The 20,012-nt window shown below is 67.0% G+C and carries 27 protein-coding genes; 12 read left to right on the forward strand and 15 right to left on the reverse strand.

Features of this window, described 5'->3' with window-relative positions:
• The 6 genes from GQE99_RS04665 to GQE99_RS04690 all read right to left on the reverse strand — a co-directional run bounded on the left by GQE99_RS04665 (window position 1) and on the right by GQE99_RS04690 (window position 5,504).
• Entirely contained in the window at window positions 1-336 is a 336-nt protein-coding gene (locus GQE99_RS04665) for a DUF2794 domain-containing protein (RefSeq protein ID WP_161350417.1), read from the reverse strand.
• A 235-nt stretch (window positions 337-571) separates the two neighbouring features.
• Window positions 572-1,552 carry an iron exporter MbfA gene (mbfA, locus tag GQE99_RS04670; protein ID WP_161350418.1) on the reverse strand — a complete coding sequence of 327 codons (981 nt, stop codon included), beginning with the start codon at window positions 1,550-1,552 and terminating at the stop codon, window positions 572-574.
• Window positions 1,553-1,626: 74 nt separating this feature from the next.
• A complete protein-coding gene (locus GQE99_RS04675) occupies window positions 1,627-2,334 on the reverse strand; it encodes an NYN domain-containing protein (RefSeq protein ID WP_161350419.1) in 708 nt (235 codons plus the stop codon).
• A gap of 51 nt (window positions 2,335-2,385) precedes the next feature.
• On the reverse strand, window positions 2,386-3,456 hold the full coding sequence (locus tag GQE99_RS21835; protein ID WP_161350420.1) for an FAD-dependent oxidoreductase: 1,071 nt from the start codon (window positions 3,454-3,456) through the stop codon (window positions 2,386-2,388).
• A gap of 29 nt (window positions 3,457-3,485) precedes the next feature.
• Complete coding sequence (locus GQE99_RS04685; protein WP_161350421.1) at window positions 3,486-4,286, reverse strand: hypothetical protein; 801 nt, start codon at window positions 4,284-4,286, stop codon at window positions 3,486-3,488.
• A gap of 87 nt (window positions 4,287-4,373) precedes the next feature.
• The gene (locus GQE99_RS04690) at window positions 4,374-5,504 is read right to left on the reverse strand and encodes an S-(hydroxymethyl)glutathione dehydrogenase/class III alcohol dehydrogenase (protein WP_161350422.1); all 1,131 of its coding nucleotides are present in this window, start codon (window positions 5,502-5,504) and stop codon (window positions 4,374-4,376) included.
• A gap of 104 nt (window positions 5,505-5,608) precedes the next feature.
• On the opposite strand from GQE99_RS04690, the gene GQE99_RS04695 reads away from it, so the two are divergent.
• The 4 genes from GQE99_RS04695 to GQE99_RS04710 all read left to right on the forward strand — a co-directional run bounded on the left by GQE99_RS04695 (window position 5,609) and on the right by GQE99_RS04710 (window position 8,864).
• Entirely contained in the window at window positions 5,609-5,881 is a 273-nt protein-coding gene (locus GQE99_RS04695; protein WP_161350423.1) for an I78 family peptidase inhibitor, read from the forward strand.
• A complete protein-coding gene (locus GQE99_RS04700) occupies window positions 5,878-6,150 on the forward strand; it encodes an I78 family peptidase inhibitor (protein ID WP_161350424.1) in 273 nt (90 codons plus the stop codon). Before GQE99_RS04695 ends, GQE99_RS04700 begins: the two co-directional genes overlap by 4 nt.
• 101 nt (window positions 6,151-6,251) lie before the next feature.
• Complete coding sequence (locus GQE99_RS04705) at window positions 6,252-7,901, forward strand: DUF6504 family protein (protein WP_161350425.1); 1,650 nt, start codon at window positions 6,252-6,254, stop codon at window positions 7,899-7,901.
• Window positions 7,902-7,940: 39 nt separating this feature from the next.
• Complete coding sequence (locus tag GQE99_RS04710) at window positions 7,941-8,864, forward strand: AEC family transporter (RefSeq protein ID WP_161350426.1); 924 nt, start codon at window positions 7,941-7,943, stop codon at window positions 8,862-8,864.
• Window positions 8,865-8,867: 3 nt separating this feature from the next.
• Here GQE99_RS04710 and GQE99_RS04715 read toward each other — a convergent pair whose 3' ends face one another.
• From GQE99_RS04715 to GQE99_RS04725, 3 genes are read right to left on the reverse strand one after another with little or no spacing between them, the layout of a single operon-like run.
• Window positions 8,868-9,236, reverse strand: a complete 369-nt coding sequence (locus GQE99_RS04715) for a hypothetical protein (RefSeq protein WP_161350427.1) — start codon at window positions 9,234-9,236, stop codon at window positions 8,868-8,870.
• Complete coding sequence (locus GQE99_RS04720) at window positions 9,233-9,814, reverse strand: thymidine kinase (protein WP_161350428.1); 582 nt, start codon at window positions 9,812-9,814, stop codon at window positions 9,233-9,235. Before GQE99_RS04720 ends, GQE99_RS04715 begins: the two co-directional genes overlap by 4 nt.
• Before the next feature lie 41 nt (window positions 9,815-9,855).
• The gene (locus GQE99_RS04725) at window positions 9,856-10,116 is read right to left on the reverse strand and encodes a DUF6455 family protein (RefSeq protein ID WP_161350429.1); all 261 of its coding nucleotides are present in this window, start codon (window positions 10,114-10,116) and stop codon (window positions 9,856-9,858) included.
• Between the two features lie 102 nt (window positions 10,117-10,218).
• Here GQE99_RS04725 and GQE99_RS04730 point away from each other — a divergent pair, with 102 nt between their 5' ends.
• Window positions 10,219-10,476: a hypothetical protein gene (locus GQE99_RS04730; RefSeq protein ID WP_161350430.1), complete on the forward strand. Its 258-nt coding sequence runs from the start codon at window positions 10,219-10,221 to the stop codon at window positions 10,474-10,476.
• 7 nt (window positions 10,477-10,483) lie between these two features.
• Here GQE99_RS04730 and GQE99_RS04735 read toward each other — a convergent pair whose 3' ends face one another.
• Window positions 10,484-10,741, reverse strand: a complete 258-nt coding sequence (locus GQE99_RS04735) for a DUF167 domain-containing protein (protein WP_161350431.1) — start codon at window positions 10,739-10,741, stop codon at window positions 10,484-10,486.
• Window positions 10,742-10,838: 97 nt separating this feature from the next.
• On the opposite strand from GQE99_RS04735, the gene GQE99_RS04740 reads away from it, so the two are divergent.
• Window positions 10,839-11,417, forward strand: coding sequence for a nitroreductase family protein (locus tag GQE99_RS04740; protein ID WP_161350432.1), 579 nt, complete (start codon window positions 10,839-10,841; stop codon window positions 11,415-11,417).
• On the forward strand, window positions 11,414-12,112 hold the full coding sequence (locus GQE99_RS04745) for an EI24 domain-containing protein (RefSeq protein WP_161350433.1): 699 nt from the start codon (window positions 11,414-11,416) through the stop codon (window positions 12,110-12,112). The genes GQE99_RS04740 and GQE99_RS04745 overlap by 4 nt, the downstream gene beginning before the upstream one ends.
• A 3-nt stretch (window positions 12,113-12,115) precedes the next feature.
• Here the strand turns inward: GQE99_RS04745 and GQE99_RS04750 are convergent, their stop codons facing one another.
• Window positions 12,116-12,580, reverse strand: a complete 465-nt coding sequence (locus GQE99_RS04750; protein WP_161350434.1) for an MAPEG family protein — start codon at window positions 12,578-12,580, stop codon at window positions 12,116-12,118.
• A gap of 98 nt (window positions 12,581-12,678) precedes the next feature.
• Between GQE99_RS04750 and GQE99_RS04755 the strand changes: the two genes are divergently transcribed.
• Window positions 12,679-13,251: a TetR/AcrR family transcriptional regulator gene (locus tag GQE99_RS04755; protein WP_161350435.1), complete on the forward strand. Its 573-nt coding sequence runs from the start codon at window positions 12,679-12,681 to the stop codon at window positions 13,249-13,251.
• Here the strand turns inward: GQE99_RS04755 and GQE99_RS04760 are convergent.
• On the reverse strand, window positions 13,248-13,529 hold the full coding sequence (locus GQE99_RS04760) for a DUF1467 family protein (protein WP_161350436.1): 282 nt from the start codon (window positions 13,527-13,529) through the stop codon (window positions 13,248-13,250). The two genes, GQE99_RS04755 and GQE99_RS04760, sit on opposite strands and share 4 nt — an antisense overlap.
• Entirely contained in the window at window positions 13,529-13,933 is a 405-nt protein-coding gene (gene mce, locus GQE99_RS04765; protein ID WP_161350437.1) for a methylmalonyl-CoA epimerase, read from the reverse strand. The genes GQE99_RS04760 and mce overlap by 1 nt, the downstream gene beginning before the upstream one ends.
• A gap of 136 nt (window positions 13,934-14,069) precedes the next feature.
• Between mce and GQE99_RS04770 the strand changes: the two genes are divergently transcribed.
• Complete coding sequence (locus tag GQE99_RS04770) at window positions 14,070-14,753, forward strand: response regulator (protein WP_161350439.1); 684 nt, start codon at window positions 14,070-14,072, stop codon at window positions 14,751-14,753.
• A 1-nt stretch (window position 14,754) separates the two neighbouring features.
• On the opposite strand, the gene GQE99_RS04775 is transcribed toward GQE99_RS04770, so the two are convergent.
• Entirely contained in the window at window positions 14,755-15,480 is a 726-nt protein-coding gene (locus tag GQE99_RS04775) for a GNAT family N-acetyltransferase (protein ID WP_161350440.1), read from the reverse strand.
• A 176-nt stretch (window positions 15,481-15,656) separates the two neighbouring features.
• Between GQE99_RS04775 and GQE99_RS04780 the strand changes: the two genes are divergently transcribed.
• Entirely contained in the window at window positions 15,657-15,836 is a 180-nt protein-coding gene (locus tag GQE99_RS04780; RefSeq protein WP_161350442.1) for a hypothetical protein, read from the forward strand.
• A gap of 135 nt (window positions 15,837-15,971) precedes the next feature.
• Window positions 15,972-16,448, forward strand: coding sequence for a hemerythrin domain-containing protein (locus GQE99_RS04785; protein ID WP_161350443.1), 477 nt, complete (start codon window positions 15,972-15,974; stop codon window positions 16,446-16,448).
• 61 nt (window positions 16,449-16,509) lie between these two features.
• Here GQE99_RS04785 and aspS read toward each other — a convergent pair whose 3' ends face one another.
• On the reverse strand, window positions 16,510-18,288 hold the full coding sequence (aspS, locus tag GQE99_RS04790) for an aspartate--tRNA ligase (RefSeq protein WP_161350444.1): 1,779 nt from the start codon (window positions 18,286-18,288) through the stop codon (window positions 16,510-16,512).
• Window positions 18,289-18,565: 277 nt separating this feature from the next.
• Here aspS and GQE99_RS04795 point away from each other — a divergent pair, with 277 nt between their 5' ends.
• Complete coding sequence (locus GQE99_RS04795) at window positions 18,566-19,786, forward strand: cyclopropane-fatty-acyl-phospholipid synthase family protein (protein ID WP_328794052.1); 1,221 nt, start codon at window positions 18,566-18,568, stop codon at window positions 19,784-19,786.
• Window positions 19,787-20,012: the final 226 nt, after the last annotated feature.

Consider the following 20,012-nt stretch of genomic DNA (forward strand, 5'->3'; position numbering starts at 1 on the left):
TCAGTCGACCGGCCGGATCAGCTTGCGTTCCAGCACCCGCAGCACGGTGCGCAGGTCGGACCCGCGCTTGAGGACCTGGCCGTCCATCCCGATCACTGCGTACTGCCCCTGGCGGCCGCGCAGTTTCGGGCGCTTTTCGATTCGGTAGAGCGGGTTTTCGGCGGCCCGCCGAAACACCGCGAAGACCGCGACGTCCTTCAGGAAACTCATGCCGTAATCGCGCCATTCGCCGGCCGCGACCATGCGACCGTAGAGGCCGAGGATCACGTTGAGCTCCTTGCGGTCGAAAGCGACCTTGTCGTCGATATTGCGGGGAAACGGTGTGGGCGCGTTCATGTTTCGAATGTGCGCAACATGGGCGCGCAAATCAATCCCCGGCGACGCGCGCCGCAATGAGGACACAAAATCACCTGTGGTTTTCCCTACACCGCCCCCAATGGCGCCGTGATTGTCCGCGAACTTCGAACGCGGAGCGAAAGCTTCCCCGGCGTCGTTTCAACAGCCCCCACCCAGTTTGCGGCGCCGGGATCCAAAACCCCACCCTGAGCGGTGGGGTTTTGCATGTGCGGGGTCATCCCCCGCCGATGAGCGCCCCGGCCGCGAAGACCAGCGCCCCACCCAGCACCACCTGGAACGTGGCCCGGAAGAAGGGCGTGTCCATGTACTTGTTCTGGATCCAGACGATGGCCCACAACTCGATGAAGACGATGATGATCGCGAGCGTCGTGGCGGTCCAGAAATCCTGGATCAGGTAGGGCAGGGCGTGGCCCAGCCCGCCGATGGTGGTCATCAGGCCCGAGGCGATCCCGCGCTTGACCGGCGAGCCGCGGCCCGAAAGCTCCCCGTCGTCCGACGCGGCCTCGGTGAAGCCCATCGAGATGCCGGCGCCCACGGCGGCGGCGAGACCCACGAGCAGGGTCGTGTGCGGGTCACGCGTCGCGAAGGCGGTCGCGAAGATCGGGGCCAGGGTGGAGACGGAGCCGTCCATGAGCCCGGCCAGCCCGGGCTGCACCCAGGTCAGGACGAACTGCCGGCGTGCGGCCTGGTCCTCTTCCTTGCGTTCGTCGCCCCCCAGGTATTTCTCCTCGAGCTGGCTTGCGGTGTCGCTGTGGCTTGCCTCGGCGGCCGCGAGATCGCCCAGGAGCTTGCGCGTGCTCGCATCCGTCGTGCGGTCGGCGGCCTTGCGGTAGAACTGTTCGGCCTGACGCTCCATCTCGCGCGCTTCGGCGCGCATGCGTTCGAGCCCGAGGTTCTCGATCAGCCAGACCGGCTGGCGGGCATAGTAGCCCGACACGTGCTCGCGCCGGATGAGCGGGATCACTGTCCCGAAGCGGCGCGTGTGCTCCTTGATGAGCCACTGGCGATGGTGGTCCTCTTCCTCGGCCATCTCGTCGAACACCTTGGCCGAGGCCGGGAAGTCGGCGCGCAGGCGTTCGGCGTACTGCCGGTAGATGCGTGCGTCGTCCTCTTCGTTCGAGATCGCGAGCGCGAGGATTTCCTGTTCGGACAGGTCCGAGAAACGACGACGGGAAAGAGACAGGCCGGGGATCATGGCAACACCTGATTTGGAATGATTCCAAGTTAGTCGGCTGCGCGCCGGACGCAAGCCCCCGAACTGTCGCAGTTTCAGTCGACGCGGCGGATGTACATGTGGTTGCCTTCGCGCTTGGTCTCGAACCGCTTGGTGTCGCGCACCAGGTCGGACAGCTTCGCGCGGCCATAGGTGCGCGTGTCGAAGTCGCGGTTGTCGGCCTGGATCGCCTGGCCGACCTGGCCCAGCTGGAACCATTCGCCGTCCTGGTCGATCTTCTCGATGGCGTTCAGGATGAGCGGCAGGGCGTCCAGCACGTCACGCTTGCCCTTCTTCTTCTGGGCGGGCTTCTCGGGTTCCTCCTCGTCGACGAGGTTCTCGATCATCACGAAACGCGAGCAGACGTTGCGCAGGCTTTCCGGCGTCTTGCCCTCGCCGATCCCGATGACGGTGAGGCCCTGTTCGCGGATACGGTTGGCGAGCGAGGTGAAGTCGCTGTCCGAGCTCACCAGAACGAAGCCGTCGAACCGCCCGGTGTGCAGAAGGTCCATCGCGTCGATGACCAGCCCGATGTCGCTGGCGTTCTTGCCCTTGGTGTTCGCGCTGTCCTGGTGGGCGACCATGCCCAGCTCCTGGACCTTGGATTTCCACGGCGCCAGACGCTGCGAGGACCAGTCGCCGTAGACCCGGCGCAGGGCCGGTTCGCCGTAGCTGGTGACTTCCTTCAGGATCGCGTCGGCGAAGCGGGCGGGGATGTTGTCGGCGTCGATGAGGACGGCCAGGAGGGGATTGGAATTTGCCATGGCGCGACCCTAGTCTTCTGGCCGCGCCGGCGACAGCCCGAAAGTGCACCTTCAGAAATTCGTCGCCTGCCGCAGGAACGCCCGCCGCGCCGCGCGCGAGTGCTTCAGGATGAAACCGATGGTGGCAAGCGCGTAGGGCACCAACGGGTGGCCCGAGGTGACGGGACGCCGGGCACGCTCGGTCTCGCGGATCGTCTTGGCCCCTTCGCGGTGGCGCGCGGTGCCGTATTCGGCGATTTCGCCGGTCGCGATCGCTTCGGCGGCCGCGACCGCGTCCAGCATTCCCAGGTTCATGCCGCGCCCGCCCACCGGCGAATGGCAATGCGCCGCGTCGCCGGCCAGCAGGACGCGGCCCCGGACATAGTCCCGCGCCTGCCGGATCGAGATCGTGAAGGGGGCGGTGCGCCGCACATGCGTGACCTCGATCGGGAACGGCAGGCCCTCGAGCGCGTCCTTGCGCCCGGCGATGATCCGCGTGCGTGTGGGGCCGATGGGAATCGCGATGGTGACTCCCGTGCGCCGGTCGCCGGGGTCGATGAACACCCGGTGCGGGTCGAAGTCGCCGCCCACGTCAACGTCGGCGATCGACCAGTCGCCGGGCACGTCGTAACCTTCGTAGGCGATGCCGAGCGCCTCGCGCGTCGGCGAATGGACCCCGTCGCAGCCGATCACGTGGTCGAACCGCTCCTCGGTCCCCCCGAAGCGCCCCGTGACCCCGTCCGCGTCCTGTTCGAGCCACTCGAAGGCGGCGCCGAACCGAATCTCGCCCCCCAGCCGTTCAACGACCTTGCGGAGAAGCTCTTCCGTCCGGTCCTGCGGCAGGGCAAGGATGCGGCGATCCGGGGCGACGGCGTCGGACATGTCGACGTGGCCCAGCACCCGGCCCCGCACGGAAAGCTGGATGCGCTCGACGACGAGCGATTCCTGCACGATTTCGTCCGCCGCCCCCAGTGCCGCGAGCGCGCGCACCGTGGGCGGCAGGATCCCCACCGCCCGCGACAGGTTCGAGGCCGTGTCGCGCTTTTCGATCACCCGGACGGGCAGGCCGCGCCGGGCCAGTCCGATGGCGGCGGTGAGCCCCGTGGGGCCCGCGCCGACGACGAGGGTCTCGCCGCGTGCCACGGGTCAGCCGCGCCCGAGGGCCACGGCCCTCATGCCGTGCCGCCCGCGCGTTTCGAGATGTCGTAATGCTCCGCCCATCGTTCGAGGTCCTCCAGGCCGTCGAATTCCCCGATCAGCATGAACCGCCCAAGGATGCGGTCCATCGCCTCCCGTGTCTCGCCGCTGCTGCGACGATACAACCGTGCCAGCCCCCCGGGCAATCTCATGCGCGGATCGGGATGGCTGTAGAACAGCGCGAAGGGGGCGGAGTTGATGGCGCAGACGAGGCTCGCGACCTGGGGCAGGACGTTGGACGACAGATCGTCCTCCTGTTCCCGCATGGCGTCCGCGTAGGTGAGGAGCGACCGACCGGAAACAACCGTCTGCGTGGTCGAGAGGATGAAGCTCACCGAGAGGGTCAGCACGACCATGCCCGTGACGGCGGCCAGGACGCCCAGGATCGCGGGCCCGATCCCGTTGGCCATGCTGATCCCGCCGCCCAGCGTCGACAGCATGTGACCGGCGTGGGACAGGGTTCCGAAGAAGGTGGCGGGAACCTCGCTGTCCTGGCGCACGACACCCGGTTCGAAGGAGTGAAGCACCAGCGTCCAGCCCAGCCAAAGCCCCGCGACCCACCAGAGCGCCACGACGCCCATGCAGAGCGGCCCGACGGCATGATATTTCCACGACCAGTCGGGCAACTGGCGGTTCAGCGCGAAGAGCCCGCGCGCCAGCCGGTGCGAGACGAAGGAATAGACGTTCGTCCCGATGGTGGTGAACATGAAGTCGCTGAACACGTAGCCGATGATGGCCGCGCCGGCGACGAGTTCCAGAATGGCTGTGGCGCTCATGGGTCCTCCGGTCACTGGTGTGTGTCGGAAGCACAACGGCCGGACACCGCATCGCGGTTCCGGCCGTTCCGTAAGCGCGTCAGGGGATCAGTAGAGTACGATCGAGCGGATCGACTCGCCCTTGTGCATCAGGTCGAAGCCCGTGTTGATCTCGTCCAGCGACATGGTGTGCGTGATCATCGGGTCGATCTCGATCTTGCCGTCCATGTACCAGTCGACGATCTTCGGCACGTCGGTGCGCCCCTTCGCGCCGCCGAACGCCGTGCCCTTCCAGACCCGGCCGGTGACGAGCTGGAACGGACGGGTCGAGATCTCGGCCCCGGCAGGTGCGACGCCGATGATGATCGACTCGCCCCAACCCCGGTGCGCGCATTCCAGTGCCTGGCGCATGACGTTGACGTTGCCGGTGCAGTCGAAGGTGTAGTCCGCGCCGCCGATCAGGTCGCCGCGCCGCTTCGTGAGGTTCACGAGGTAGGGGACGATGTCCTCGTCGAGGTCGTTGGGGTTCACGAAATGGGTCATGCCGAACTTCTCGGCCATTTCCTTCTTCGCCGGGTTCAGGTCGACGCCGATGATCATGTCGGCGCCTGCGAGCCGCAGGCCCTGGATCACGTTGAGCCCGATGCCCCCCAGGCCGAAGACCACCGCCGTCGCCCCGATCTCGACCTTGGCCGTGTTGATGACCGCGCCGATGCCGGTGGTCACGCCGCAGCCGATGTAGCAGATCTTGTCGAACGGCGCGTCCTCACGCACCTTCGCCAGCGCGATCTCGGGCAGGACCGTGTGGTTCGAGAAGGTCGAGCAGCCCATGTAGTGCAGGATCGGGTCGCCATCGAGCGTGGTGAAGCGGCTCGTCCCGTCGGGCATCACGCCCTGGCCCTGGGTCGAGCGGATGGACGTGCAGAGGTTCGTCTTGCCCGAGGTGCAGGAATAGCACTCGCGGCACTCTGGCGTGTAGAGCGGGATCACGTGGTCGCCCGGTTTCAGGTCGGTGACGCCCTCGCCGACCTCGACGACGACGCCCGCGCCTTCGTGCCCGAGGATGGCGGGGAACAGTCCCTCCGGGTCGGCGCCCGACAGGGTGAATTCGTCGGTGTGGCAGATGCCGGTGGCTTTGACCTCGACCATGACCTCGCCGGCCTTGGGGCCTTCCAGGTTCACGTCCATGATTTCGAGGGGTTTTCCGGCCTGCGTGGCCACGGCGGCGCGCGTTCTCATGATGAGGCTCCAAAATGCGTATTTCGGCCGGCAGTCTGGGCGAGAATTCGCGGCAGTTCAATTCCGCAACTTGTGTGGAGGCATGAGACCTTTATCTAGGTTTCATGTTCAAACTGGCCATGATTCCGCTTCTCGCCCTCACCCTGGTCGCCTGCCAGGAAGAAGAGCAGGAAGACGACGCGGCCGAGGAGACCTGCGGCGCGGCGGCGCTTCAGGAACTCGTCGGCACGGATGTTGCCGAGCGTCCGGACCTCGAACCCGATACGGATCTCAGGATCATCGAACCGGGGATGGCCGTCACGATGGATTACCGCGCCGACCGGCTGAACATCGAGGTCGACGAGGCGGGGCAGGTCACGAAGGTGTATTGCGGATGAAGACATTCGGATTTGTTGTCGCGGCGGGCCTGACGCTGGCCGCCTGCGGCTCGACCACCGTGCGCCACGACCCGACCGGGGAGCTGGGCATCTGCCCGGCACCCGCGTTCCAGGAGTTCGTGGGCCAGCCGTTCAAGTCCACCCGGATCGAATGGCGCGACCTGCGCGTGATCAGGCCCGGCGACATGGTCACCGAGGATTACGTGCAGAGCCGGCTGAACATCGACCTCGACGAGGACGGTGTCATCACACGGATCTGGTGCGGCTGAGGACGTCCGTTCACGGGCTTGCGACAGCGGCGGACTCGACTCGGCCCGCCCGACTCGCGTATGAGAACATTAAGTGAACATACGTGCTGCTGCCGCCTGCCATGCCTGCCAAACGCCACCTGTCGCTCTGGTTTCCCCGCCTCGCCGCCGAGCGGTCGATGCGGCTCGACCGGGGCCTGCCGCCCGGCCCCTTCGTGGTGGTCGAGGATCAGCGCGGCGCGCAGGTCATCGTCTCCATGAACGCCGAGGCGCAGGCGGCGGGGCTCACCGCCGGCCAGCCGCTGCGCGATGCCCGCGCCATGTGCCCGGGCCTTGCCTCGCGCCCGATCAACCGGGTGACCGAGGCGACCTTCCTCACCACGCTCAGGCGCTGGGCGGGCCGGTTCAGCCCCTGGGTGTCGGAAGAGGCGCCGGACGGGCTCGTGCTCGACATCACCGGCTGTGCCCACCTCTTCGGCGGGGAAGAGGCCCTGGCCGAGGAGATCGACCGGGATTGCGCCCGGCTGGGCCTGACCGTGCGGCTCGGGCTGGCCGACACGCGCGGCGCGGCCTGGGCGCTGGCGCGGTTCTCGGGCGAGACGGGGGGCGGCCACCGCTCCGGCGATGCCATCGACCAGGAAGCCCGCGCGACCCGCTCGCGCGCGGTGAAACGCCGGCACTGGACCCGTGGCGGCGCGGCGCCGAAACCCCGCACCACGGCACAGGCGCCCCGGATCGCGCCGGTGGGCCAGACCCGTCAGGCCATCGGTCCGCTGCCCGTCGCCGCGCTCCGGCTCGACCCCGAAGCGATCGAGGGGCTCAGCCGGCTGGGGCTGCGCCGGATCGAGGACCTGTTCGGCACGCCGCGCGCGGGGCTCGCCCGCCGCTTCGGGCGCCACATGGTGCAACGGCTGGACCAGGCGCTCGGGGTCGAGCCCGAGCCGGTCTCGCCCGCCCGTCCGCCGGTGCGCTTCGCGGTGCGCATGGGGCTGCCCGAACCCATCGGGCTGGAAGAGGATCTCCTGGCCTGTTTCGACCGGCTGCTGCCGGAATTGTGCGACCGGCTCACCCGGGCCGGGCGCGGGGCGCGGCAGGTGCGTGCCGAGTTCTCGCGCGCCGATCACACCATGCAGGCGGTCGAGGCGGGGCTGGCCCAGCCCTCGGCCGATCCGCACCGCATCCGTCCGCTGCTGGCGATGAAGCTGCCGGACGTGGACGCGGGCTTCGGGATCGACGCGGTGCGGCTGGTGGCCACCCGGCACGAGCCGGTTCACGCCGTCCAGCACCGCGGCCATCTCGAGGCCGGCGAACAGGTCGCCAACCGGGGCCCCGGCGCGGCCCTGGACGACCTCCTCGGGCGCATCGGCACCCGGCTTGGGCTTGAGGCGATGACCCGGCTGCACCCGGCCGAAAGCCACATCCCCGAGAAGGGGGCGAACGTGGTGGCGGCGGTCTTCACCTCCGCCGCCACCGACTGGGCCAAGCCTGCGCGCGAGCGGCCGCTGCGGCTCTGGCCGCCGGAGCCGGTGATGATCCCGGACGTGCCGCGCCTGCCCGAGAGCTTCCGCTGGCGGGGGCGCGACCACCGGGTGATGCGCGCCACCGGCCCCGAGCGGATCGCGCCGGAATGGTGGCTGGACGATCCCAACTGGCGCAGCGGGCAGCGCGATTACTGGATCGTCGTGACCGAACGGGGAGAGCGGCTGTGGCTCTATTTCGCCCACGGCGCGGCGAAAAGCGCGGGCTGGTTCTGCCACGGCGCCTTCGCATAAGCCGTGGCAGCCCGGCGCGCGCCATGCTAACGGCGTTTCATGCTCGCCGTATTCATTCAGACGCTTCCGTTCTTCGCCGTCATCGGGCTTGGCTACCTCGCCGGGCGCACCGGGTTCTTCAGCGAAGCCGCCACCGCGGCGCTGACCAAGTTCGTGTTCTACTTCGCCCTGTCGGCGATGCTCATGCGGTTCTCGGCCAACCTGAACCTCGCCGACGTGATCGACTGGCCCTTCGTCTGGGCCTACCTGATCGGGACCTCGGCGATCTACCTCGTGGCCACCGCCGTAGCACTCGTGCGCCGCATCGGGGTCGAGGAAACGGCAATCGAGGCGCAGACGGCCGTGATCGGCAACACGGGGTTCCTGGGCGTGCCCATGCTGGCGCTGCTCTTCGGCGAAGAGGCGATCGGGCCGGTCATGCTCTGCCTCGCCGTGGACCTTGTCGTCTTCTCGTCGCTGATCGTGATCCTGATCACGGGCTATCGCGACGGGCGCGTGAGCCCGCGCATCCTGGGCACAGTGGCGCTGGGGCTTCTCAAGAACCCGATGATCGTGTCGATCGTTGCCGGTTTCGCCTGGTCGGCGACGGGCTGGCCGCTGCCGGGCCCGGTGAACGAAGTGCTGGTGCTTCTCGGGGCCGCCGCAACGCCCGGCGCGCTCTTCGCCATCGGCGCGTCGCTGGCGTCCAAATCGGCCGAGCGGTTGTCGATCGCGGTCTGGTTGACCTTCTGCAAGCTGATCCTGCACCCGGCGGCGGTGGCCGTCATGGCGCTCGTGGTGTTCAGCGTCGACGCCTTCTCGGCCAAGGTCATGATCTCGGCCGCGGCCCTGCCGGTGGCGGGCAACGTCTTCATCCTCGCCCAGCACTACGGCGTGGCACCCACGCGCGTGTCGGCCTCGATCCTGGTTTCGACCGCGCTCTCCGTGCTCACGGTGGCCGCGGTCATCGCCTGGGTCAGCTGAGGGTCAGTCGAAGGGGCATTCCGGGGGCAGGGGCATCTGGCAGCCGTCCCCGTCGAAGGCGATGAGGAAACCGGGCGCGCCGCGCCGCCACGGGGTCGCGGCATCGGGAATCACCCGAAGCGCGCCGGCCACGTCGCAGATTCCGCCTGCCTCGCGCACCTGCCAGCCCTGCGTCATCGCGAGGTCGATCACCGAGTCGCGCCGGATGCAGCCCGAAAGCGAAGCTGCCGCGTGATATTCCGCAAGCTCCCGGTAATACTCGAGCCGCATCTCCGCGCGCTCCTTGTCGAGCCAGGACTTGAGCCCCACCAGCGAGACCACCCCGAGCGCGCCCAGCGTCAGGAACCGCCTGACGAGCGCGATCGGGTTCACCGGTCGCCCATTTCCGCGCGCCAATGCTTGCGGCACAGGCTCACGTAGGTCTCGTTCCCGCCGATCTGCACCTGGTCGCCGGCGGTCATCACCTTGCCGGTCTCGTCCTGGCGCACCACCATCGTGGCCTTCTTGCCGCAATGGCAGATCGTGCGCACCTCGCGCATCTCGTCGGCCAGCGCGAGAAGCGCGGCGGAGCCGGGGAAGAGGTTGCCCTGGAAATCGACCCTGAGACCGTAGCACATGACCGGCACGCGCAGATCGTCGACCGCGCGGGCGAGCTGCCACACCTGGTCTTCGCTCAGGAACTGCGCCTCGTCGATGAACACGCAGGCGATCGGCCCCTCGGCCTTGCGCGCCTCGATCTTGGCGAACAGGTCCTCGCCGGTGTCGAAGGTGTCGGCCGGGGTGCCGATGCCGATCCGCGATCCGATCGTGCCTTCGCCCGCGCGATTGTCGAACCGCGCGGTGATGAGGTAGGTCTCCATCCCCCGTTCACGGTAGTTGTGCGACGCCTGCAGCAGCAGCGTCGACTTGCCCGCGTTCATGGTGGAGTAGTGGAAATACAGCTTCGCCATGGCGCCGGATTAGCCCGCCGCCCCCCGGCGATCAAGCCGCCTCACCACCCGTCGCGCATATGGTCGAACAATGCCTTGTTCGGGCACAGCGAAGGCGCTTCCCGCGCCCCGCCCGCGTGATCGTCCAGCCAGATGTCGCAGCCGCCGGGATCGGCGCAGCCGCCACAGCGCTCGACCGCCCGGTCGAGCTGGCGCCGCGACACGATCCGCGCCTCGTATTCGGCGCCCAGGTTCAGGCCCAGCGTCTCGGCCATCCGGGCCATCGCCGCGGGCATGCGCGGCATGTCTGAATTGTCTCTCATCGTCTTCACCTCCCCGGCCGATCATCCCGGTCTGGCGGGCGCGCGCCTTGATCCGAGTCAAATCGGGCTGGCGAATCCGCGCGGGGAGGGTAGGCTGGGGTCATGTTTACCATCGAACATGACTTCGACGCGACCGTGGTCACCCTTGTCGACGAGGGCGAAGAGGGGTCTTCGCATCTCAAGGAAGACGTGATCATCAATGCCTTCGAGGATTGCGTCACCGTCGAGCAGCTGGAACCCACGACCGACCGCGTGCAGGTCGTCACGCTTTCGATGAGCCAGCTGCGCGATCTCGCCGCCGCGCTTGATCTGCCCGAAGGGGTCTACCGGCTTGCCCGGTCAGAGGACATCAAGGGCTGAGGCCCCGTCAGCCGACCCGGAAGACCTTGTCACGCGAGGTCGCCCCGCGCACCAGCGTGAGCTCGGACTTCGCCACCCCGAGGGCACGCGCCAGCAGCTTGGTCACCGCCGCGTTCGCCTTACCGTCCTCCGGCACGGCCGTGACCCGGATCTGCAGCCCGCCGTCCCCGGTCACGTCGATGCTGTCGCGGGATGCGCGGGGGGTCACGCGCACCGCGATCTCGGCCCCGGGCCGGGCCATGTGAGAGAGCTCACCCTTCTTCATGCTTCCCTGTCGCCCGCCCTTGGCCCGGGATCAACCCGCCCCCTGTTGACGCCAGCGTGAAAAGTGCCGACATGCAGGAAGCGAACAGGAGACCCCAATGCCCGATCCGAACAAAGCCGCGCTCGATTTTCTGCTCACCCGCCGGTCCCGCCCGGCCAAGACGCTGAAAACCCCGGTCCCGGATCGCGAGGCCCTGGGCCCGATCCTGACCGCCGCCGCGCGCACGCCGGATCACGGCAAGCTGGAGCCGTGGCGCTTCATCGTGCTGGAGAAGGCTGCGCTCACCCGGCTGGCCGAGATGGTCCCGGCCCGGGGCGAGGCGCTGGGGATCGAGCCGGAGAAGATCGAGAAGTCGCGGCGCCAGTTCGCCGACGCGGATCTTGCCGTGGCGGTCGTGGCCTCGCCCGTCGATTCCGAGAAGGTGCCGCAGGTCGAACAGCTCTATTCCGCGGGCGCCGTCTGCCTGTCGCTTCTCAACGCGGCGCTGGCCGCGGGATGGGGCGCGAACTGGCTGTCGGGCTGGCCCAGCCACGACGCGCAGTTCGTGCAGTCGGGCCTTGGCCTTGCCGCCCACGAAAGCATTGCCGGGTTCGTGCATATCGGCACCGAATCCGTCGCCCCGCCGGAGCGCCCGCGCCCCGACCTCGAAGCCAAGACCATCTGGATGGACGCATGATTTTCAACGATTTCCTGAAAGCGCTGGGGCAGCTCGGCGACCGCCGGTTCCGCAAGGTTCTGCTCATGGGGCTGGGCCTGACCATCGCGCTTCTCGCGGGGATCACGATCGTGCTCGTCGTGCTGATCGGTCTTCTGTTCCCCGAGACCATGAGCCTGCCGTGGATCGGCGACGTCAACTGGCTCGACTCCGTCGCCAGCTGGGCCATCGTGGGCATCATGCTGGTGCTTTCGCCCTTCCTGATGGTCCCCGTCGCCGTCGCCTTCCAGGGCATCTTCCTCGACGAGGTGGCCGACGCCGTCGAGGCCAAGCACTACCCGTCGCTTCCGCCCGCCGGGGATGTGTCCATCCTCGATGGCCTGCGTGACGCGTCCTCGCTCATCGTCGTGACCATCGTGATCAACATCATCGCCCTGATCCTGTCCTTCTTCATCGGCCCGCTCGCCCCGATCCTGTTCTGGATGGTGAACGGCTACCTGCTCGGCCGGGAATACTTCTCGATGGCCGCGATCCGGCGTGAAGGGCTCGAAGGCTCCAAGCGTCTGCGTCGCAAGTACGGCACGCAGGCCTGGATCGCGGGCACGCTGATGGCGATCCCGCTGACCATCCCGCTGGTCGGTCTCATCATGCCGGTGATCGGCGCGGCCACCTTCACGCACATGTATCACCGCGTCTCCGGTTCGCCGACGCGCTGAGTCTCAGGCGAGAACCGCCCAGAGCGCGTGCAGCGCCATGTAGATCACGATCAGCGACCCGATCGTGTAGAACGTGGCGCGCACCTCGTGCCGCTGTTTCGTGACATAGGCCACGAAATGCGCTGCCCGCGCGGCGACGAAGCCGAAAAGCAGCACCTGCGCCAGCCACAGGGCGGGCGCGGTCAGTACGAAAAGCGCGCCCGCGACCCAGAACGCCGGGATGTTCTCCAGGTCGTTGCGATGCATCCGACGCGAGCGGTCCACGTAATCGTCGATCTCGAGCTGGGCCTTGTCGGGCGCGCGGTTGAGCGGCCCGGGGATCAGGTCCTCGGGGTTCACCAGCCCCGCGCCGGACTTCATCATCCGGTAGACCGTCATCCAGCCCTGTCCCATCACCTTCAGCGCCATGAGCGCGGCGGCGACCACGTAGGTCGCGAGAAGCGGGTCCGAGAGGTCGAGCGTCGGCATGTCTGTCCTCCTCGTGGTGCGGCGGTAACCGACTTTACTTACCACTGGTAAGTCTTGTAGCTTACCAGTGGTAAGCACGTCAAGACCCGGGAGGCCAAGTGGCACGACAGGACACCAGCGCGCAGATTCTCGACATCGCCCGTGACATCCTTTCGCAGGAGGGCGCCGGGACCCTGTCCTTCGACGCGATCGCGCGGCGGTTGGGGAAGTCGAAGCAGGCGGTGCTTTATTGGTACCCGTCCAAGCACGCCCTTCTGGCCGCGCTCTACCTGCCGTGGCTCGAGGCCGAGGCCGATACGGCCGTCGCGGCCATTGACGGGGTCGAGGCGACGCCGGACGCGGTCCGGGCCTTCGTGCGGGCAGTCGCTGCGTTCCACCTGGCCGACCTCGACCGTTTCCGGCTCATGTACCTTGCCCCGCAGACCCAGCGCGGCACGCGAAGCGACGGCGTGGCCGCGCAGGTGCCGCTGGTCACCGACCGGCTCTATGGCGCCCTGGCGGAGAGGCTCAAGGGTCCGCGCGCGCGGGCCGAGGCGACGGCGATCCATGCCGCGGTTCTTGGCGTGGTGATGATGGTGGCGCTGGGTGAGGCGGTCGAAGACCCGCTCAAGCACGACGCCGAAACGCTGGTCACGGCGCTCGCCGACCGCCTGGCCAGGCAGGCGGCCTAGTTCGGCACGCGTTCGCCGAGGTAGCCGTTCCAGTCGAGCATATCCACGGTGATCACGCCGGATATGATGATTCCCGCGCAGACGATCCAGATCGGCAGCGCCCAGAGCGTGGCGATCCACATGGTGCGCCCAAGCTTGAAATCGGACGGGGCGCCTTCGTGCGTGCCCGGCACGACCTCGCCGTCCTCGCCCTGCGTGCGCAACTGGATGGGCAGCACGATGAACATGGTCATGAACCAGATCACCACGAACAGCACGGCACCGCCGGTAATGGACATCAGACTTGCTCCAGTTCGATCAGGCAGCCGTTGAAGTCCTTCGGATGCAGAAACAGCACCGGCTTGCCGTGGGCGCCGATCTTGGGCTCGCCGGAGCCCAGGACGCGCGCGCCCTCTTCCTTCAGCTTGTCGCGGGCGGCGAGGATGTCGTCCACCTCGTAGCACATGTGGTGGATGCCGCCCGACGGGTTCTTTTCCAGGAACCCATTGATCGGGCTGTCCTCGCCCAGCGGGTAGAGCAGTTCGATCTTCGTGTTCGGCAGATTGATGAACACCACCGTGACGCCGTGGTCCGGCTCGTCCTGCGGGGCGCCGACATCGGCGCCGAGCGTGCCCGCATATTGCGCGGCGGCGGCCTCAAGGTCCGGCACGGCGATGGCCACGTGGTTCAGGCGTCCGATCATGTCGCTCTCCCTCTCGACAACGCCTCGCTTATGCCGAAGGCCCTGTGGCCATGCAAGGCCGGCGCGAATTCGTCGCAGGCACGTTAACGCGAGATTCATCGAATCCGTGCTTCAATAGTGCGGAAAGGAGAGGCTCATGTTTCAGGATCTCACCCTCGCACGGGAAAGGCCGACGGCCCGGGAACCCCTGCGCGGGTCCACGGTGCTGGTCGTCGAGGACAGCCGCTTCGCGTCGGAGGCCGTGCGCCTGCTGTGCGTGCGCTCCGGGGCGCGGGTGCGCCGCGCCGATTGCCTGACCTCGGCCTCCCGCCACCTGCGGGTCTACCGGCCCAGCGTCGTCATCGTCGACATGGGCCTGCCCGACGGATCCGGGCGCGACCTGATCGCGGAGCTCGCCGGGGCCACGCCGCGCGTGCCGGCCATCCTGGGCTTCTCCGGCGATCCATCGGCGGAACCGGGCGCACTCGCGGCGGGCGCGGACGGCTTCCTGACGAAACCCATCGAAAGCCTCGCGGTCTTCCAGGCGACCGTGCTCGACGCGTTGCCGCCCGGGGACCGGCCGGGTGGGCCTCATGTCGCTCCGCTCGAAGAGGTGCAGCCGGACGCCGCGCGGTTGACCGAGGATCTGCTCAGCGCCATCGACCTGTTGGACGGGGCGAGCAGCGCGTCGGACTATGACTACCTCGCCCATTTCCTGCATGGCCTCGCGCTCTCGGCCCATGATGGTGAACTGACCGCAGCGGTGGAGGCGATCCGGGAGGATCGGATCGACGAGGTCGAGGCGCTTCTCAAACGCAGACTCGGATTGCCGATGTCTTGATCTATTCCCTACGCTTCAGCATGGGGTCATCGGCGACGCGCACCAGTCGGGTAAGGTCGGACAGCCGTTCCTTCTGGCGGCCAGACGCGTCGAAATTGGCCGGGGCGAGCCAGACGCGGAACGCTTCGCGCAGCGCCGGCCAGTCGCCGTCGGTGATCGCGAACCACGCCGTATCCCGGTTGCGCCCCTTCACCACCATGTGCTGGCGAAACACACCTTCATAGCTGAACCCCAACCGCTGCGCCGCCCGGCGCGAGGCGAGATTGCGCGAATCGCATTTCCACTCCACGCGCCGGTAGCCCGCCGACACCGCCCAATCCATCAGCAGGTGGATCGCCTCGGTCGCCACGCGGCTTTTCTGCAGCGCGGGCGAAAAGACGATAGTCCCGATCTCGATTGTCCCCATCTCCGGCTTGATCCGCATCAGCGCGCAGAGCCCGAGCGCCCGGCCGTTGGTCCGGTCCCGGACGGCGAAATAGACCCGGTCCTCCGCTTCGACCGCTGCGCGCATCCAGCGATGAAAGGCGGATTGGGCCGAGAAGGGGCCGATCGACAGGAAATCCCACAGGGCAGGGTGCCCGTCGTAGGCGGCGAAGAGGTCGCTCGCGTCCCGCCCGGCGTCGAGTGGCGTGAGCGCGGCGTAGTCCCCGGTCAGCGACAGACGGCCGGGCAGGGGCGGCGGCGCCCAGCCCGTCACGGTCGGTCCCGGCCCGGTGTTGTCGGTCATGCGCGTCCCCCTTGCGTCCCGTGCCTACCGGTACGGCGCGCGGCCTGTCGCTGTAAATCCCCGAAACCGTGCCATTCCCGGCATCGGCTTTGCGCAATTCCGCCGCATTTGCCCGCCATCTTTCCCCAAGTCGCGAAGAGCGCCGCATGGGGTGGCGCGAAATCGGGAGAGGAAACATGCAGAAGATGTTCGAACGCTTCACCACCCAGGACGCCGGCAATGTCGTCGTGGACTGGATGGTTCTGGCGGCCGGCATCGCGCTGATGATCACCTCCGTCGCGCTCACCCTGACGGGCGAGCCCGGCACCGATGCAGCGGCCGCCCCGGCCCAGGTGGAGGATTACCGCGCGGGCTGAGCAAATTCGATTGCGAGGGACGACGGCGCGGTTCTGGCAGGGACCGCGCCGTTTCCGTTTCGGGGCCGGTCGCGGAACCAGCGCCGCCTCCGGGGCGTTCCGGTGGCAACCGGCAAAGCGACGAAAGGAGCAGCCATGCCATCGATCTACGACGCGATCATCGCGGACCATGAAAAGCACCGCGATCTTCTCGATCGGATCGCCGCCACCGAGGGCGACACCCCCGAGCGCCGACGCGCCTGGAACGCCTTCTACTGCGACATCAAGAGCCACTCGGCCGCCGAGGAAGAGGAATTCTACGCGGTCCTGATGAAGCAGACCTGGGGGCAGGACGCCGCCCGCCACTCGGTCGCGGAGCACCACGAGATGGACGAGATCGTGGACGAACTGAACGAGGCCGACATGTCCTCGCCCGGCTGGCTGCAGCGTTTCAAGACGCTCAAGCACGACTACGAACACCACATGGAAGAGGAAGAGAACGAGGTTTTCACACGCGCCAAGAAGGTCGTCGGCGAAGAGGACAACGACGCCTACGGCAAGCGGTTTCTCGACCGGAAGGACAAGGAACTCGGGCTGGTCCAGAAGAAGAAGGCGGACCACCTTGAGGATTGAGGTCTAAAGGTGCACTTCAATCGGAAACGCCCGCTCTTTCGAGCGGGCGTTTCTTTTCGTGTCAGTCGCGCGGCTGGTCGATGACCCTGAGCGACAGCTCGCGCAGCTGTTCGTTGGAGGGTTCCGACGGCGCGCCCATCATCAGGTCCTCGGCGCGCTGGTTCATCGGGAACATCATCACTTCGCGGATGTTGTCCTCGTCGGCGAGCAGCATGACGATCCGGTCGATACCGGCCGCGCAGCCACCGTGCGGCGGGGCGCCGTATTGGAAGGCGCGCGCGAGACCGCCGAAGCGCTTCTCGACCTCTTCGGCGCCGTAGCCCGCCTTCTCGAACACCTTGAACATCACGTCGCGCTTGTGGTTGCGGATCGCGCCCGAGATCAGTTCGTAGCCGTTGCAGGCCAGGTCGTACTGGTAGCCCAGCACCGACAGCGGGTCGCCCTCGAGATCCTCGAGATTCTGGGGCATCGAGAACGGGTTGTGCGAGAAGTCGATCTCGCCGGTCTCCTCGTCCGCCTCGTACATCGGGAAATCGACGATCCAGCAGAACGCGAAACGGTCCTTCTCGGTCAGCCCGAGCTCTTCGCCGATCACGTCGCGCGCGCGTCCCGCCACCCGTTCGAAGCCATCGGGCTTGCCGCCCAGGAAGAACGCCGCGTCACCGACGCCAAGACCCAGCTGCTGGCGGATCGCCTCGGTCCGTTCCGGGCCGATGTTCTTGGCAAGCGGCCCGGCCGCCTCCAGCCCGTCCGCGCCGTCGCGCCAGAAGATGTAGCCCATCCCCGGCAGGCCCTCTTTCTGGGCGAAGCTGTTCATCCGGTCGCAGAACTTGCGCGACCCGCCGCCCGGGGCGGGGATGGCGCGGATCTCGGTCCCTTCCTGCTCGAGCAGCTTGGCGAAGATCGCGAAGCCCGAGCCGCGGAAATGTTCGCTCACGACCTGCATCTTGATCGGGTTGCGCAGGTCCGGCTTGTCGGTGCCGTACCACAGCGCCGCGTCCCGGTAGGAGATCTGCGGCCAGACATCGTCCACCTTGTGGCCACCCGCGAATTCCTCGAACACGCCCTGCACGACCGGCTGGATCGTATCGAACACGTCCTGCTGCTCGACGAAGGACATCTCCATGTCGAGCTGGTAGAAATCGGTCGGCGACCGGTCAGCGCGCGGATCTTCGTCCCGGAAACAGGGCGCGATCTGGAAATACTTGTCGAAACCCGACACCATGATGAGCTGCTTGAAGAGCTGCGGGGCCTGCGGCAGCGCGTAGAACTTGCCGGGATGCAGACGCGAGGGGACGAGGAAGTCGCGCGCACCCTCGGGCGAGGAGGCCGTGATGATCGGCGTCTGGTATTCGCGGAAGCCCTGGTCCCACATCCGTTTGCGCATACTGGCGATCACGTCCGAACGCAGCGTGATGTTGCGCTGCATCTCCTCGCGGCGCAGGTCGAGGTAGCGATAGCGCAGGCGCGTCTCTTCCGGGTACTCCTGGTCGCCGAAGACCATGAGCGGCAGCTCGTCGGCCGCGCCGAGCACCTCGAGGTCCTCGATGAAGACCTCGATCTCGCCGGTGGGCAGCTTCGGGTTCACGAGGCTCTCGTCCCGCGCGAGGACCTTGCCATCGATACGAATGCACCATTCGGCGCGCACCTTCTCGACCTCGGCGAAGACGGGGGAATCGGAATCGGCCAGGACCTGGGTCATGCCGTAGTGGTCGCGCAGGTCGATGAACAGCACGCCGCCGTGATCGCGCACGCGGTGCACCCAGCCCGACAGGCGCACGGTATCGCCCACGTTGGCCTTTCTCAGATCAACACAGGTATGGCTGCGATAGGCGTGCATGGTGTGTCCTCGGGGTCGATTTCAGTCCGCGCCGATACACATGCCCGAACGGGTGAAGTCAAGCCCGCGGGCCGGTTTTGACCGCGTGCGAACCCCTTTGTGCCGATCGAAACCTTTACAGGATGGAAATTTTTGAAAAAAATATCCCCAAGGAGTGCGCGTGTGGCGAAAACCCGCGCCCGCGCGCCGGGGTGGGACATGACTTTGTTTGTGAATGCCAACCGGATGGGAGCGGTTGGTCGTGGAGCCGAATATGTGGACTGCTTTGCTTGACACGATGCTGTCCTGGTTTTTCAAGACCGGGACGCTGAACGTGACTTTTCCGGACGGATCGACCAAGAGCTATGGCGCGGGAAGCCCCGAGGCCCATGTGCGCATAAAGGACGGGCGGATCATCCGCCGCCTCGTGATGCAACCCGAGCTCGCCCTGGGCGAGGGCTACATGGACGGATCGATCGAGATCGACGACCTGCGCGGGTTCTTCAAGGTGGCCCTTCCGTCGGTCGTGAACGCCGAGCGGCCGTGGTTCCAGCGCCCGCTGGACGCGACGAAGCAGACCTTCCGCAAGCTCGCCCAGTCCAACAACATCCTCAAGGCCCGCAACAACGTCGCGCATCACTATGACCTTTCGGGGGAGCTCTACGACCTCTTCCTCGATGCCGACAAGCAATACAGCTGCGCCTATTTCGCCCGGGACGACATGACGCTGGACGAGGCGCAGGAGGCCAAGAAACACCACATCGCCCACAAGCTGTGCCTGAAACCGGGGATGAAGGTGCTCGACATCGGCTGCGGCTGGGGCGGCATGGGCCTCACGCTCGCCCGCGATTATGGGGCGCATGTCGTGGGCGTCACCCTGTCCAAGGAGCAGCACGCCATCGCGGTCAGGCGCGCCGAGGAGGCGGGGCTGTCGGACAAGTGCGATTTCCGCATCCAGGACTACCGCGACGTGACCGAGACCTTCGACCGGATCGTGTCGGTGGGCATGTTCGAACACGTGGGCGTGCCATATTACGACGAGTATTTCGGCAAGGTGAAGGAGCTGCTGTCCGACGACGGGCTCGCGCTCATCCACACGATCGGGCACGTGGGGCCGCCGAACTATTCGGACCCGTGGATGGTGAAATACATCTTCCCGGGCGGCTATTCCCCTGCGCTCAGCGAAATGCAGGCCTCGGTCGACCACCACCGGCTCTACACCCAGGACATCGAGGTATTGCGCACGCATTACTCCAAGACCCTGGGCATGTGGCACGACCGGTTCATGGAGAAGGCCGACAAGGCGCGCGAACTCTACGACGAGCAATTCGTGCGCATGTGGCGGTATTACCTTCTGTGCATGGAAGCGGCCTTCATGGTCGGCAATTTGCTCGTCTACCAGGTTCAGATCGGCAAGCACTTGGCCGCGGCCCCGGTGACGCGCGACTACCTGTATCCCTACAAGGGCGAAAAGGCCGCGAAATCGAAGTCGGGCAAGTTCGTGGAGGCAGCCGAGTAGGCGGCTTGGGCCTGCGAGGGCTTGATGTCGCGATGCCGCAAATGCTGACCGCGGCGCGGCGGCGCATGTATCTGATTTCTAACGAAAAAACCTGCATGTCGAAAACCACTTTTCCGGAAAACCGGAAAAGTGGAATACGGCTGCGCCCCTGAAAGCGGGTCCAACGACACGCCGGCCACGTCCAAAAGGTATTTCACGTATCGACTTGGCCTTCGCGAGCCACACC

This window comes from Maritimibacter harenae, assembly GCF_009882975.1.
In the GTDB taxonomy this organism is placed as follows: Bacteria; Pseudomonadota; Alphaproteobacteria; order Rhodobacterales; family Rhodobacteraceae; genus Maritimibacter; species Maritimibacter harenae.